12 protein-coding genes are annotated in these 13,306 nt (G+C 45.6%); 7 read left to right on the forward strand and 5 right to left on the reverse strand.

Annotation, left to right across the window (positions count from 1 at the left end; all coding sequences use genetic code 11):
• Positions 1-264 precede the first annotated feature (264 nt).
• Both JGK07_RS30180 and JGK07_RS30185 read right to left on the reverse strand, forming a co-directional pair.
• Positions 265-954, reverse strand: a complete 690-nt coding sequence (locus JGK07_RS30180) for a hypothetical protein (RefSeq protein ID WP_293185242.1) — start codon at positions 952-954, stop codon at positions 265-267.
• A gap of 142 nt (positions 955-1,096) precedes the next feature.
• Positions 1,097-1,954, reverse strand: a complete 858-nt coding sequence (locus tag JGK07_RS30185) for a TlyA family RNA methyltransferase (RefSeq protein ID WP_293185241.1) — start codon at positions 1,952-1,954, stop codon at positions 1,097-1,099.
• A gap of 236 nt (positions 1,955-2,190) precedes the next feature.
• Between JGK07_RS30185 and JGK07_RS30190 the strand changes: the two genes are divergently transcribed.
• On the forward strand, positions 2,191-2,454 hold the full coding sequence (locus JGK07_RS30190; RefSeq protein WP_293203514.1) for a hypothetical protein: 264 nt from the start codon (positions 2,191-2,193) through the stop codon (positions 2,452-2,454).
• A gap of 206 nt (positions 2,455-2,660) precedes the next feature.
• Here the strand turns inward: JGK07_RS30190 and apcB are convergent, their stop codons facing one another.
• A complete protein-coding gene (apcB, locus tag JGK07_RS30195) occupies positions 2,661-3,170 on the reverse strand; it encodes an allophycocyanin subunit beta (protein WP_293143500.1) in 510 nt (169 codons plus the stop codon).
• Between the two features lie 358 nt (positions 3,171-3,528).
• On the opposite strand from apcB, the gene glnA reads away from it, so the two are divergent.
• A complete protein-coding gene (glnA, locus tag JGK07_RS30200; RefSeq protein ID WP_293185237.1) occupies positions 3,529-4,950 on the forward strand; it encodes a type I glutamate--ammonia ligase in 1,422 nt (473 codons plus the stop codon).
• Between the two features lie 82 nt (positions 4,951-5,032).
• On the opposite strand, the gene JGK07_RS30205 is transcribed toward glnA, so the two are convergent.
• Both JGK07_RS30205 and JGK07_RS30210 read right to left on the reverse strand, forming a co-directional pair.
• Positions 5,033-5,476, reverse strand: coding sequence for a hypothetical protein (locus tag JGK07_RS30205; RefSeq protein ID WP_293185236.1), 444 nt, complete (start codon positions 5,474-5,476; stop codon positions 5,033-5,035).
• A gap of 435 nt (positions 5,477-5,911) precedes the next feature.
• On the reverse strand, positions 5,912-7,126 hold the full coding sequence (locus tag JGK07_RS30210; protein ID WP_293243380.1) for a transposase: 1,215 nt from the start codon (positions 7,124-7,126) through the stop codon (positions 5,912-5,914).
• A gap of 256 nt (positions 7,127-7,382) precedes the next feature.
• Between JGK07_RS30210 and JGK07_RS30215 the strand changes: the two genes are divergently transcribed.
• The 5 genes from JGK07_RS30215 (at position 7,383) to JGK07_RS30235 (ending at position 13,148) form a co-directional block, all read left to right on the forward strand.
• A complete protein-coding gene (locus JGK07_RS30215; RefSeq protein ID WP_293224930.1) occupies positions 7,383-8,693 on the forward strand; it encodes an SPFH domain-containing protein in 1,311 nt (436 codons plus the stop codon).
• Positions 8,694-9,623: 930 nt separating this feature from the next.
• Complete coding sequence (locus tag JGK07_RS30220; RefSeq protein WP_293185232.1) at positions 9,624-9,938, forward strand: YkvA family protein; 315 nt, start codon at positions 9,624-9,626, stop codon at positions 9,936-9,938.
• A gap of 317 nt (positions 9,939-10,255) precedes the next feature.
• Positions 10,256-11,299 carry a UDP-3-O-(3-hydroxymyristoyl)glucosamine N-acyltransferase gene (gene lpxD, locus JGK07_RS30225; protein WP_293193536.1) on the forward strand — a complete coding sequence of 348 codons (1,044 nt, stop codon included), beginning with the start codon at positions 10,256-10,258 and terminating at the stop codon, positions 11,297-11,299.
• A gap of 198 nt (positions 11,300-11,497) precedes the next feature.
• Complete coding sequence (locus JGK07_RS30230) at positions 11,498-11,929, forward strand: AbrB family transcriptional regulator (protein ID WP_293185253.1); 432 nt, start codon at positions 11,498-11,500, stop codon at positions 11,927-11,929.
• Positions 11,930-12,284: 355 nt separating this feature from the next.
• Entirely contained in the window at positions 12,285-13,148 is an 864-nt protein-coding gene (locus tag JGK07_RS30235) for a CPBP family intramembrane glutamic endopeptidase (protein ID WP_293185230.1), read from the forward strand.
• Positions 13,149-13,306 lie beyond the last annotated feature (158 nt).

Genomic DNA, 13,306 nt, shown 5'->3' on the forward strand with positions numbered 1-13,306 from the left:
CTCCTAGAGCGCTGAAGCGCAACTACGTACCTCTCGAAAAAATGGTTTTTGCACAACAAATGAGATGCTCCCAGAGCGCTGAAGCGCAACTACGTACCTGCTCCCAGAGCGCTGAAGCGCAACTACGTACCTGCTCCTAGAGCGCTGAAGCGCAACTACGTACCTGCTCCCAGAGCGCTGAAGCGCAACTACGTACCTGCTCCCAGAGCGCTGAAGCGCAACTACGTACCTGAAAATTAGATAAGCACCCCACAGCTTGTATTCTTATCGTCCCGCGATTCTCACACCTTCCCTAAAATGAACAATCGTCGCAATTACCGCAATACAAAAGTAGAATATTCTAATCAGCCAAAAACAAACCCGCATTGACCAAGAAACAATCGTCGGAGCAACACCAGTTAACTGCACAAATCTCGAATTAACCTTTTTTTCAAAGCTGTCGAGGTCTTTCATCTCAGATTGTTTTGTGGGAATCACCGGAAACTGACCTGTATATACATAATAACCGAGAAAACCTTCCACTCCTACCTTTCGGTTCAAAAATGAGTTGGTTAATGTTGCAGTTTCCGCCGGCGCTAACTTATCCGATTCCGCTACTTTGTCCAGCCAAGAATTATATCTGATGGCTGGCGTACTCATGAAAACTATGGGAACTATAGGTATCAACAAAGCCGCACTAATTTGGCGACTGTATTTAGGATGTAGCAGTTTTGTCGCGATGCCAAATCCCATGCCGATAAAAGCAAATACCAATATATTTAACAGTTCAATAATTTCGATGCCCCTCAACAAATCACCGATAATCAGAATTGTATATAATAATTTATCTGCCAGTAGCAGAGCTGCGAACTTGATGAGAATTGACACGCCTACAATAGTAGCTGCAATCGCCAGATAACCTATGCCACCTAGGACGTACAAGAAAATCGAACCGACTTGTTTTAATGGCTGCATGGAATTATTCACTCTTGTGAAAGTTTAGGAGTCTGATTGACAAAACAATTTAAAATTTTAGATAAATCTGGCTCTCCACATTTGAGTCTTAAAATTGATTAGTTTGACATTTTGCAGTCAATCTAAAATCTAAAATCTAAAATCACTTGACAAGTTCCTGCGCGGCCGCTTTTGCGACTTGTGCGATCCGTTCCTTCACAACACCCTCTTCGTTAGCGCAGCCCTCGAAGAGGATCGCACTTTGGTCTGGTTCCTGTTCGCGATCGATCCCCAACCATAGAAGATACTCGATATTACCGGCCGGGCCAAGTAAAGGCGACCACGTTAAGCCTCTTTCCTGCCATCCTAAAGCTGTAGCTGCCTTCCACACTTGAAAAATCGCATCGGCTTGAGTTGCCGAGTCTCTGACTACGCCTTTTTTCCCGACGCGATCGCGCCCCACCTCAAATTGCGGCTTTACCAACAATACCGCTTCTCGCGGTGGTGCCAACAATTCCCACAGCGCCGGTAAAACCTTATCCAGCGAAATAAACGACACATCTACTACCGCCAAATCTGCTCGCGGTGAGTCGCCGTAAAGCTCCGCAGCAGTCATGTAGCGCAAATTGGTGCGTTCTTTCAAAATTACCCTCGGATCGTTGCGTAAGCGCCAATCAGCTTGACCGTAGCCAACATCGATCCCGTATACCAGTGCCGCACCGGCTTGCAGCAAGCAGTCGGTAAAACCGCCTGTGGAAATGCCGCCGTCGAGACAGATTCTGCCCGCGACGGGAATTGCAAATATTTCTAAAGCTTTGGCTAATTTGTCGCCGCCTCTGGAAACGTAGCGCGATCGCTGTTTAATCAAAATATTGGCTGCAATGTCAACCTCAGTGCCCGGTTTGTCAATTACCTGTTGGTCGATCGAGACTTGGCCAGTCCGAATCAAGGCTTGAGCTTGTTGTCGGGAGGTACATAAATCCAGGTCTACCAATAAAGTGTCTATTCGTTGTTTAGCCAAGATGTTTAATCTGTACGGATAGGGTTAAGGACTGTATCAGATTAGCACTTACGCAAAAACCCGACTGCGGATTTTTTATAATTATTTGGGTTTTCCGAGGGCGATGCCCTCACATCAGCATTTGTATAGTATTTTGAAGCTCGATCGCCGATCGCTCCTACCCCACATGATGTGACTGAGATCGCTATGAGCCTGTAGTTTTATCACACATCGACATTCGTAGAATCACATAAAAAATGTCGCAAATCAAAGATTATGTAAATACAGGGGAATGCGCTACAAACACAATCAGGGCGATGGACATGAAAAAAACGAACTTTCCGATCAGAAATTCTGACATTTGTCAAGAAAATCCTCTGGCCTTCGTCAGCGGCAACCTAATCCACATTCTTTACCCCAACGGCGAAGTAGAAGCAATCAGCACCGACCAAATCAACCGCCACCACACGAAAAATTCCCTCGACAAATGCCTCGTCTGGGGATATGTCGGCGATTTTTAATACCAATTTCCAACAAGAATACAAATGAAGAGCCAACTCCAAACCCTTAGGCAGTAAGTCATTGTCTATTCTTTAAGCCCCAATCGAAAATGGTATAATCCGTAAAAAAGATCGCTTTTCTGCTGTGATGCCAAAAAAGCGATCGAGAGCCTGCTACGTGCAAGCCACAAAAGCAATTTGCTGCTAAAAAAACCAGCTTGCTTGACTTAAATATCTTGTTCGCTCAATTCGCGAATCATGTAATCAAAAGGCTGTTCTAGAAAAGGCCCGACAGACAAGCCGGCAGATTCAACCTGAGCCTTAACCATCTCCTTCATAATGCTAATCCCCATTACCGTCGGGCCGATGGGAACGCTCAGAGAATTGTAAGTTTCTCGCAAACCTTGGAGCACGCGCTCGTCGAGCACATCGGTACTTCCAGCCACCAAGGCGTAAGTAGCGTAGCGCAAGTAGTAGTCCATATCTCGCAGACAAGCCGCGTAGCGACGAGTTGTGTAGGCATTACCACCGGGACGAATCAGTTCGGGCTGTTCTGCAAATAGCTGAATACCAGCTTGCTTGACAATAGCCGCAGCATTGCTGTTAATCGCTGCTGCTGCTTGTACCCGTGCTGTGCCAGTTGCAAAATAAGATTTCAACCGATCGATACCATCTCGGTCTAAATACCTACCAGCAACATCATAATTTTCAATCAGACTCGTCACGGCATCGCGCATAAGTTTCTCTCCCAAAAATCTTTATCAATACTTTGCTATCTGAGATAGACCGCCTATTGTAGACTACTACAAATCGGCCTTTGATTAAGATTTGAGATAGGATTTGCACACAGGGTAGTCCCTCCCCGGCAAATGACCGCCAAGTTCAGCCGTTTGCCTGATATCAACAGCCGAAACACAGACAAGGCAATCATCACAAATTGTCCTGCCCCACTAGACCCACTTTAATATTTTGTATCTATTGTTACAAAACTGTGGGTACTCAAGGCATACGATCGCGCAAACATTCTGAAATCTGCCGTTAGCGAAGCACTCGTTGCAGGATCGCCCGCAACAAAACCAATATCAGGAGTAAGTCATGTTCCAGACACCCCAAGAAGCCCTCAACTACATAAAAGAAAATAAGATCCAGATCGTCGATCTGAAATTCATCGATATGCCGGGGATCTGGCAACACCTTTCCCTGTACCACGACCAAATCGACGAAACCGCCTTCACCGACGGCGTACCCTTCGACGGTTCCAGCATTCGGGGCTGGAAAGCCATCAACGAATCAGACATGACAATGGTCATCGATCCTACCACCGCGTGGATGGACCCGTTCATGGCAGAACCCACCATCAGCTTCATTTGCAGCATCAAAGAACCCCGCACCGGCGAACCGTACAGCCGCTGTCCCCGGACGATCGCCCAAAAAGCCATAGACTACCTGCTGACCACCGGTCTCGGCGATACAGCATTCTTCGGCCCAGAAGCAGAATTCTTCATTTTTGACGACGTTCGCTTCGACCAAACCCAAAATTCCGGGTATTATTACGTAGATTCCGTCGAAGGTCGCTGGAATTCCGGCAAAGAAGAAGCAGGCGGCAACCTCGGCTACAAACCGCGTTACAAAGAAGGTTATTTCCCAGTAGCACCAACCGATACCTCTCAAGACATGAGAACGGAAATGCTGCTGACAATGGCCAAATGCGGCGTACCAATCGAAAAGCACCACCACGAAGTCGCCACCGGCGGGCAGTGCGAACTCGGTTTCCGGTTTGCCACATTAGTCCAAGCCGCAGACTACTTGCTGACATACAAATACGTCATCAAAAACGTCGGCAAAAAATACGGCAAAACCATCACCTTCATGCCCAAACCGCTGTTTAACGACAACGGTTCCGGGATGCACGTTCACCAGTCGATTTGGAAAGACGGCCAACCGCTATTTGCAGGCGATCAATATGCAGGTTTCAGTCAAATGGGACTGCATTACATCGGCGGCATTCTCAAGCACGCCCCGGCACTTTTGGCAATCACCAACCCGACGACCAACTCCTACAAGCGGTTAGTTCCCGGCTTTGAAGCGCCAGTAAACTTAGCTTATTCTCAAGGAAATCGATCGGCATCAGTGCGAATTCCCCTTTCCGGGAACAACCCGAAAGCCAAGCGCTTAGAATTCCGCTGTCCCGACGCGACATCCAACCCCTATTTAGCCTTTGCAGCCATGCTGTGTGCAGGCTTAGACGGCATCAAAAATCAAATCGATCCGGGCGAACCTTTGGACGTAGATATCTATGACCTTTCCCCGGAAGAATTAGCCAAAGTTCCTTCTACTCCCGGTTCCTTGGAAGGCGCGTTAGAAGCTTTAGAAAAAGACCACGCTTTCTTAACAGAAACAGGCGTCTTTACCGAAGATTTCATCCAAACCTGGATTTCTTACAAACTCGACAACGAAGTCAACCCGATGCGGTTACGTCCTCACCCTTACGAGTTTGCTTTGTACTACGACTGTTAGAAAATTAAGAATCAAAAATGGAAATTATGCCATTTTTAATGCTTAATTAAAAAGAACGCCGCCCTAAAAAGTGGCGTTTTTTTTAGAACTTCTGGATCAGCGCCCAGACTTTGCCTTTACCGGAGACTATCTCGGCGACACCGCGAGTAGTAGCGCCCATTGTAGCGTCAGAGACATTCTCTACTGCCCATTTATTTGCTTTCTCATCAACGATGAATAAATCGTCAGCGGCAGTGCCTTCCTGAAGGCGATATATCTTATTCAGGATGAAACGTCGCCGCGCCTCAGCTTTTGGTAGGCCCCTAACTTCATCTGGATCGACAGATAGGACACTACCTGGTTTTAATGTACCTTTTGAAGTCTTAAAATTGCGATCGCTCTTTGCTGCTATTTGCACCCTGTGAAGTGGCAAACTTAACTGAGTTTCAGAGATAATCCAAACCGCAGCTAGCGCCCCACTTTTTCCCAAACCCAGAACCGCTGCAAAGGCTGTAAAAATTAACAAAGGCTTGAAATAATTCATCATATTTGTGCTTCTTTGTGTGTAATGTGCTGCTTGGAGATGGTGTCCGAAGACAATTACCCCGATCGAACCTTATTGATTGCGGGTAATTGATGGGAGGCGTTGCTGATTGACGGTATGAAAGGCTAAATATGCCAGTCAGAGAAACCAGTATCGACAAAGCTTGGGAATTTTCAACTTATTTTTTTCATACCCTGATTAAGCAACACCTGATGGGACACCAGATGATTATAAATTAGCAATTAGCAATCAAGTAAGTAAGTACGTGAGAATAATTATTTTGATAGAACCCATTTAATATAGTTTCCGGTTGTATCGGTATTGTTTAAACCGTTAACAGTTAACTGTTAACCGTCAACATCACCTGACGGTGCAACCGGAATTGATATTAGATGCAAACTAGATCCAGTACGTGGTGACATACTCCTACACTGACTCTTAGAGTACAGTGTAGGCTTCGAAGACAATCCGGCTATCGCTTAGGAGACTCTTGGCTTTAAGAACGGGATGCCCCACCGCTCTGTTCTTTATATTTATCGCTGCATTATGGTCACGGTCTAGACTACATCCACAATGGGGGCAGTCGTGCCAGCGTTGATACAGTTTTTTAGGAACTTTCACACCACAATTAGAACAATCTTGACTCGTACCAGACGCTTGAACCGGGATCACCAATAAACCAGCTTTCTCGGCTTTGTTTATCAGTATCGACAGAAAGCTTGACCATCCAGCATCAAGTACAGACTTTGCTAACCGGGTACGCGCAAGTCCCTTAACATTCAAATCTTCAACTGCAACAACATCATATTTTTCCAATAAGTTGTTCGCCGTTTTGAAATGAAAATCTTTGCGTTTGTCTGCAACTTTTTTATGTTGTTTGCCTAGTTGTTTTACTGCTTTTTGTCTGCGATTACTACCTTTTTTACGACGAGAGACACGTTTTTGAATAACTTTTAAACGTTTCTGTGATTTTCGGTAGTGTTGGGGAATAGCAACAGTTTCACCTTCAGAAGTTGTCAAAAACTCCTTTAGACCAACATCAATCCCAGTCATTGACCTTGGATTTATATCAGGCTTGATTTCGGGAACGGTTGAATCTTCCAAGCTTAGAGTTACATAGTAACCGTCAGCTTTTTTCGTGATAGATGCGGTTTTAATTTTAAAATCATCCGGTAGCGGTCGATGCAAAATAACTTTAATTTGACCTAATTTGGGCAAAGAAATTCTACCATTGGCAATACAATCAGGTTTAATTCTTGGGTATAAGAAAGTTCTGTATCTACTACGAGCTTTAAATCTTGGTTTTCCGCTACGTTTTCCGTTGCTATCCCCCTTTACAAATCGGTCAAAAGTTGTTTTCACTCGCTTGACAACATCCTGCAAAACATCGGAATAAACATCTTTGTAATGAGGATGCGTCTCTTTCAACTTAGGGAGTGTTCTTTTTTGCCCAAAATATTCGGGGTAATCTCGCAGCTCCGGGAGATGACAAACAAGTGGACAGGCATTGATTGGACAACGATTTTGCTCATACCAATTAAATCTATCTGCCAGCAAATAATTATATTGAGCGCAACACATAGACAACCATCGGTCTATTTCTTGCGCTTGCTGTTTTGTTGGACGTAGCTTGTATTGGTATGCCGTTTTCACCTGTTATTTACCTCCTGTTATAGATATGATAGCATAGACGTGATAACAATGGGTAGACAAAAATATGAAAACTACAAGATTAAATGTGCGGATGTCCGAACGTCGATTGAATAAATTAAGGGCGTATGCAGTAAGTAAAGATAAAACAGTAACCCAAATAGTGGAGGACTGGGTTGACCAACTGCCGAACACAGAAATTGGCAAAAACTCAACTACCCTTCTCCCGGTCATTTTTGCGGATTGATATGGTCAAAGGGTGTCTCATTTTTGCCTCGCAATTCCTCTCATCACCTCCCTTCGGGTAGGTGAGAGGCTCCTTGCTGTTCGTGCTGAATGGGGACTCGTGGAGGCGTACAGTATAGAAGTTGCCGAACAGGCACACCGATCGCCCGATCGACCGCCAGCAATTTGTTACCCTAAAAGTAGAATCATTCCTCCCTCAACGCATCCCATGAACAACGCCTCTCCCCTGATTCAAACCGTGACTCCAGAACGCTGGGCCGGGTTTAGCATGGACTTCATAGGGGCGGGTTGCACAGGTTTGTTGGTCAAAAACGGCCGCGCCGTGCGTACCCTGAAATCCGGGCGCCATTTCAGCTTCGCCCTTCCCCTACTGGAACAGTGTCAAATTGTCCTCGTAGATACCAAACTTCGCAACTTGGACGTGCAGTCCCACGGAGATTTTTTGTCTAAGGATAGATTTTTAATTGATGCGACTTTGACGGTTATTTATCAAGTTATAGATCCGAAACGGGTAGCTTTGGAATTGTCCGATCCGATCGCGGCTTTAGCAAGTGCAGTTAAAGATTGTATGGGATTAGCGATCGGGCAATTTTCTTTACAACAGCTTATCACCCAAGGTCGGCTGTTGCTGCGCCAAAATTTGCTCGATCGCGTCCAAGACTTTTATCCCCTAGGTTTTAATTTAGAAGACGTGCGAATTGGCGATGTCAGCTTCCCCGAAACCAACGGAGTGATTCGCCAAGTTGAGGGAATGAGTGCGCGACAGGAAGCAGAAAATTCGGCCGCCCTGCAAATGAGAATTGCTGAAGCTGGCCGCCCGATCGCACCTCAAGCTCCCGTCCAGCAGTTAAACTTAATTTCAGGTCATTCTCCGGCGAGTCTTCCAGCTTCTGAAACAGCAGCATCATTCGATCGCGATTTGCAACAACTGACAGAACAACTCGCTCAAAATAGTCTCCCACCCGCGAGAAATTCACCTTCACTTGCACCGACGGTACTCGCCAGCAGCGATCGCAAAAATACTGCCTATTTAATCTACAAGTTTTCTGGACAGGCGATCGGTTTAACGGCTAATCCTTTTACAATTGGACGCGAACCGACTAACACTTTAGTATTGCAAGATCCGCAAAGTTCGCGCTACCACGCCCAAATCCGCCGCGCCACTGACGAAGTTGGCAAACAGCGATATCAACTTGTCGATAGCGGCAGTTCCAACGGCACTTTTGTCGGAGGGCAGAGGCTGGCTGCTAATGAGCCTTTTTGGTTGGCAAATGGTTGCGAAATTGCGATCGGCGACCAAAAATGGGTGTTTCAAGACGGGTGAAAACTACCCTTTTTTCGATCGAACTTAATGCCCTGTCCAAACTCGGACTACGGGTATTTTCTGATACTAATTTTATTTATTTGTACTTAGGCTGACCGTAGGGCGATCGGTGAGAATAGTAGCTGTAAAAATCGGATTTTCAAACCCATACCGAGATTAATGTCAGCCTGAAATCCAATGAATGCAAGGATTGTGGGAAAGAAGTTACAGGATGAATGTGTATTTTGACTGAGTTTTAACCCGAAAAATGTCAGTAATTCGGGCGATCGACCGCATCGCGAAGTTCAAAAAAAGTAGGTGTCAACTTATACCAAAAAACTGTTCCTTAGTGAACCGTTTTATTTGTTCAAATATGGTAGATCCTAAGACAAGATATTTTGAGTTTCGACGATCGAAATATTAGCAATCAACCGATCGCCCACATCCCAAAACAAAAATAACAGGTGTTATTTTATACTAAAAAAAGGTTCTTGCACGAACATTTTGATTATTGAAAATATGAGGAGGAAATCAGACTAATTTAAGATTGAGGGAGGCCAATAAATTGAACTGATAAATTGTGTGCAAGTCACGATCGCGTAAAAGTACAAAATTTAGGCAAAATCTTTAGTTGTCTATATTTTAGAGAGGGAGAATTGGCAAATTATGGAAGAGATCGAGGCGCCATTCGAGCAAGGAGTCAAGTAGCTGCACGATCGGGATTTTGAGCAGGCGATCGCGCTTTCCCTTGCAAGTGCTGCAACTCGATCCCAACTATACCGACGCTTGGAAGTGTCCCGGCTTGGCCTTCGGACACGTGAAGCACATCGCCCGTACCCAATTCCAAATGTCCCTGAGTAGAATTCTCTTCCCAACCCTAGGGGGGATATCTCCACAAGCATTTCGAGGGAGAATTTGTCAAGATTGAAAATATAACGAGAGGACAACCCCATGAGCTTTTCTATACAATCGATTTATACCTGGTACCGCGAGACGCTCCGCAACCCCAAGTACCGCTGGTGGATTATTCTGGGAACACTGGCATATCTGGTAAGCCCGATCGACATTGCGCCGGATTTCCTCCCCGTAGTCGGACAAATTGACGATGTGGCGATCGCAGTATTGCTGATTTCCGAAGTGTCCCAAATGGCGATCGACTATTTTAAATCCCGCCAAACACAGACAGCCTCAGCCTCAGAACCAACCGACACCTATTCAGAAGGGACACCCCGCACCGTAGATGTAGAAGCCTCTTCTGTACAATAGTTGCCAAAAATAACTGAATAGTTTACAGCTTTTTGAGAGTGAGTGGGAGCAGAAAACATCGGCTCCCTTTTGCATGGGCGCTGCTAAACTCATGGGTGGGCGATCGAACAGGTTCTTCGTGAGGACTTCAGTCCTTTCCAGGTTCTTCGTTTCCAGGTTCTTCGTGAGGACTTCAGTCCTTTCCAGGTTCTTCGTGAGGACTTCAGTCCTCATAATTTTAAAGAATAAAAACTGAGGACTAAAGTCCTGACTACAAACAATCGAACATGATATGATTTTGAGCTTGAGGAATCGGTGTTAACAGCAAATTTTCATTTATGCAGTTTAGCGACTTAGTAGAAAAACTGAATTTAGCCAACAGCCACAGCCTAAAAGCCTCCAGCGCGGACGATCGAGAAATTACAGGCACCGCCCCAGTCGATGAAGCCACATCGGGTACGATCAGTTACATAGAAGGAGCTAAATTTGCCGCTCATGCAGCCACTACAAACGCTTCAGCCTTAATTTTACCCTTAGATGAAGGCTTGCAAGCTCAATGCAGCGATCGCAACATCGCTTGGATTTCCGCAGCAGATCCCCGATTGCTATTTGCTCAAACCATCGGCCTTTTTTACCAACCATTTCGCCCACCATCCGAAATACATCCCTCCGCTACAGTTCACCCCGAAGCTGAAATCGGTGAAAATGTCAGTATCGGCCCCCACAGCGTGATTCAAGCAAAAGTCAAAATCGGCAATAACGTTTGCATTCATCCAAATGTCGTAATTTACCCAGATGCAGTAATTGGCGAAAATACAGTTCTACACGCTAACTGTGTGATTCACGAACGTGCTCGGATCGGGGCAAATTGCGTCATTCACAGCGGTGCGGCGATCGGGAGCGAAGGTTTTGGGTTCGTGCCGACAGCCTCAGGATGGGTGAAAATGGAGCAGTCTGGCTGCACGGTATTGGAAGAGGGCGTTGAGGTGGGCTGCAACAGCACGATCGACAGGCCCGCCGTCGGAGAAACCCGCATCGGCCAGAATACCAAAATCGACAATTTAGTACACGTAGGTCACGGCTGTCAAATCGGGAAAAATTGCGCTTTTGCCGCCCACGTCGGCTTAGCGGGCGGAGTAATAATTGGCAATAATGTAATTTTGGCAGGTCAAGTAGGAATAGCCAATCAAGCTAAAATTGGAGATGGCGCGATCGCCACAGCCAAAGCCGGAATTCACAGCGACGTGCCCGCAGGTGCGATCGTGACTGGGGTTCCAGCAATTCCCCACAAACTCTTTCTCAAAGCCGCTGCTGTGTACAACCGCTTACCCGAAATGTACCAGTCCCTGAGACAAATTCAGCGCCGGATCGATCGCCTTTGAAGAAAAAACTCCGATGGAAGCAGCTATAAATCACAAGCTGGAAGGCTTAATTATCAAAGGTTTTATTTTTTTAGAGTTTTGCTGAAAAATATTTTTAGTAAAACGCATAAATTTAAGTATATATTTTTGATAATGCTACAAATCGGCACAAAAGCTTATTTGCAAATCGCAGGTATTCCCCGATCGCTTCTCAACATAATGATTGAAACTGCCACAGATCCACTTACAGGAAAAGCCCTGCTTCAAAAACTCAAAGAACTCGCTCACTTGCCCAAACGAGAAACCGCAAAACACTGCGGCTACTACTCTACAACAAAAAACGATCGCACCCGCGTTAATCTCAGCGGTTTTTACAATGCTGTACTCGCCGCCAAGGGGATTCCCTTAAGTTCAGAACGCAAAAAAGATGGTCGGGGTAGAGAAGCAGCTTATCGCGCCAGCGTCCACAAAAACGGTCAAATTGTACTCGGTACGGCTTACACTGAATCGATGGGATTAACACCCGGAGATCGGTTTGAAATTAAGTTGGGTTACAAGCACATTCACCTGATCCAGGTAGATGGCGATCGCAGTCAGGATCGGAATCCGAGCTCAAGCGAGGAAGACGAAACCGATAATGCCGAGGAATAATGCTTTAAGACCACTAAGGTGAAGATAAATTAACAATTAATCTCTAATTCGATTAATTGTGCATCTTCCAACGATCGCACGGGTATAATGCCGATAAAACCGGGTTTGACATTATAGCATTTCCGGTAAATGACTTAAAAAAAGTTTGTAGTGAGGACTTTAGTCAAGCGTAATGGATGCGGACTAAAGTCCTCACTACAAACCTATTTTATTGTGTGGTTCTAGCTAACATGATTTTATTAGTCAATATCCGATCGCCAAACCAAACATATTCGGCAGAAACCTGGTTTAACAGCGTAAGTCCTATTACCCATAAATCGCTGCACTCTCTTCTATTTGTGAGACAATCGCTTAAATGTGGAACAGCCTGAATAACCTGCGACTGGTGTCGCCATCAATACCGGCAATTGTCAAAGTAATTGTTTTTTTCTCAACTTGGGCTTGTTTGTGGCTGCCCGTAGCAATTATACTGGCGATCGCCCTCAAATGGCATCCGCCCCAACCCTTAGGCAACAAAAAACTGCCTTTACTAGCTTCCCTCTACTTAATTGTCCCCTTAATTTTGTGGGCGACAACTTGGATCGAAGGCGCATCTTTGGCTGACTGGGGTTGGGATTGGCAACCCGCAACTTTCATATCCTCGCTGCTGGGATTAACATTAGCAGTAGTCAGCTTAACCATTTTGTTCGGCGTGCAATTAACCGCTGGTTGGCTGGAACTACAAAACACCAAAGTTCAAACCGAAACAGGCGAAACAATCATTCATTTTCCGGCTTCAATTCTGAAGCCTTCAACTCTCGTGACTCTGTTATTAGCCCTGTGGATTAGCGCGACAGAAGAGTTAATCTTTCGCGGCTGTTTGCAAAATCTACTCCAGCAAGATTACTCAATACTAACCGCAGGTGCGATCGCCAGTTTGATTTTTGCGATCGCCCACCTAATTTGGGCAGCAAAAGAAACTATACCGCAACTACCTGGATTGTGGCTGATGGGTCTGGTTTTAATTTTAGCCCGCATCACCGACAATGGTAGCTTAGGATTGGCGATCGGACTCCACGCCGGATGGATTTGGGGTATAACTACCGTAGATACAGAAGGACTAATTAATCAAACCAACAAAGTACCGGAATGGATTACAGGAATAGCAGCAAAACCCCTCGCAGGTGCGGCCGGAATCCTGTTATTGCTAGCAACAGCAGCCGTAATTTTGTTAATCTAAATAAGACTTATTGCTAGAGGTATGTTGTTGGGCTTTAGCCCTCAGATAGCTGAGGTATGTTGTTGGGCTTTAGCCCTCAGATAGCTGAGATATATTGTTGGGCTTTAGCCCTCAGATAGCTGAGATATATTGTTGGGCTTTAGCCCTCAGATAGCTGA

Source organism: Microcoleus sp. PH2017_24_DOB_U_A, assembly GCF_020738205.1.
Taxonomy (GTDB): domain Bacteria; phylum Cyanobacteriota; class Cyanobacteriia; order Cyanobacteriales; family Microcoleaceae; genus Microcoleus.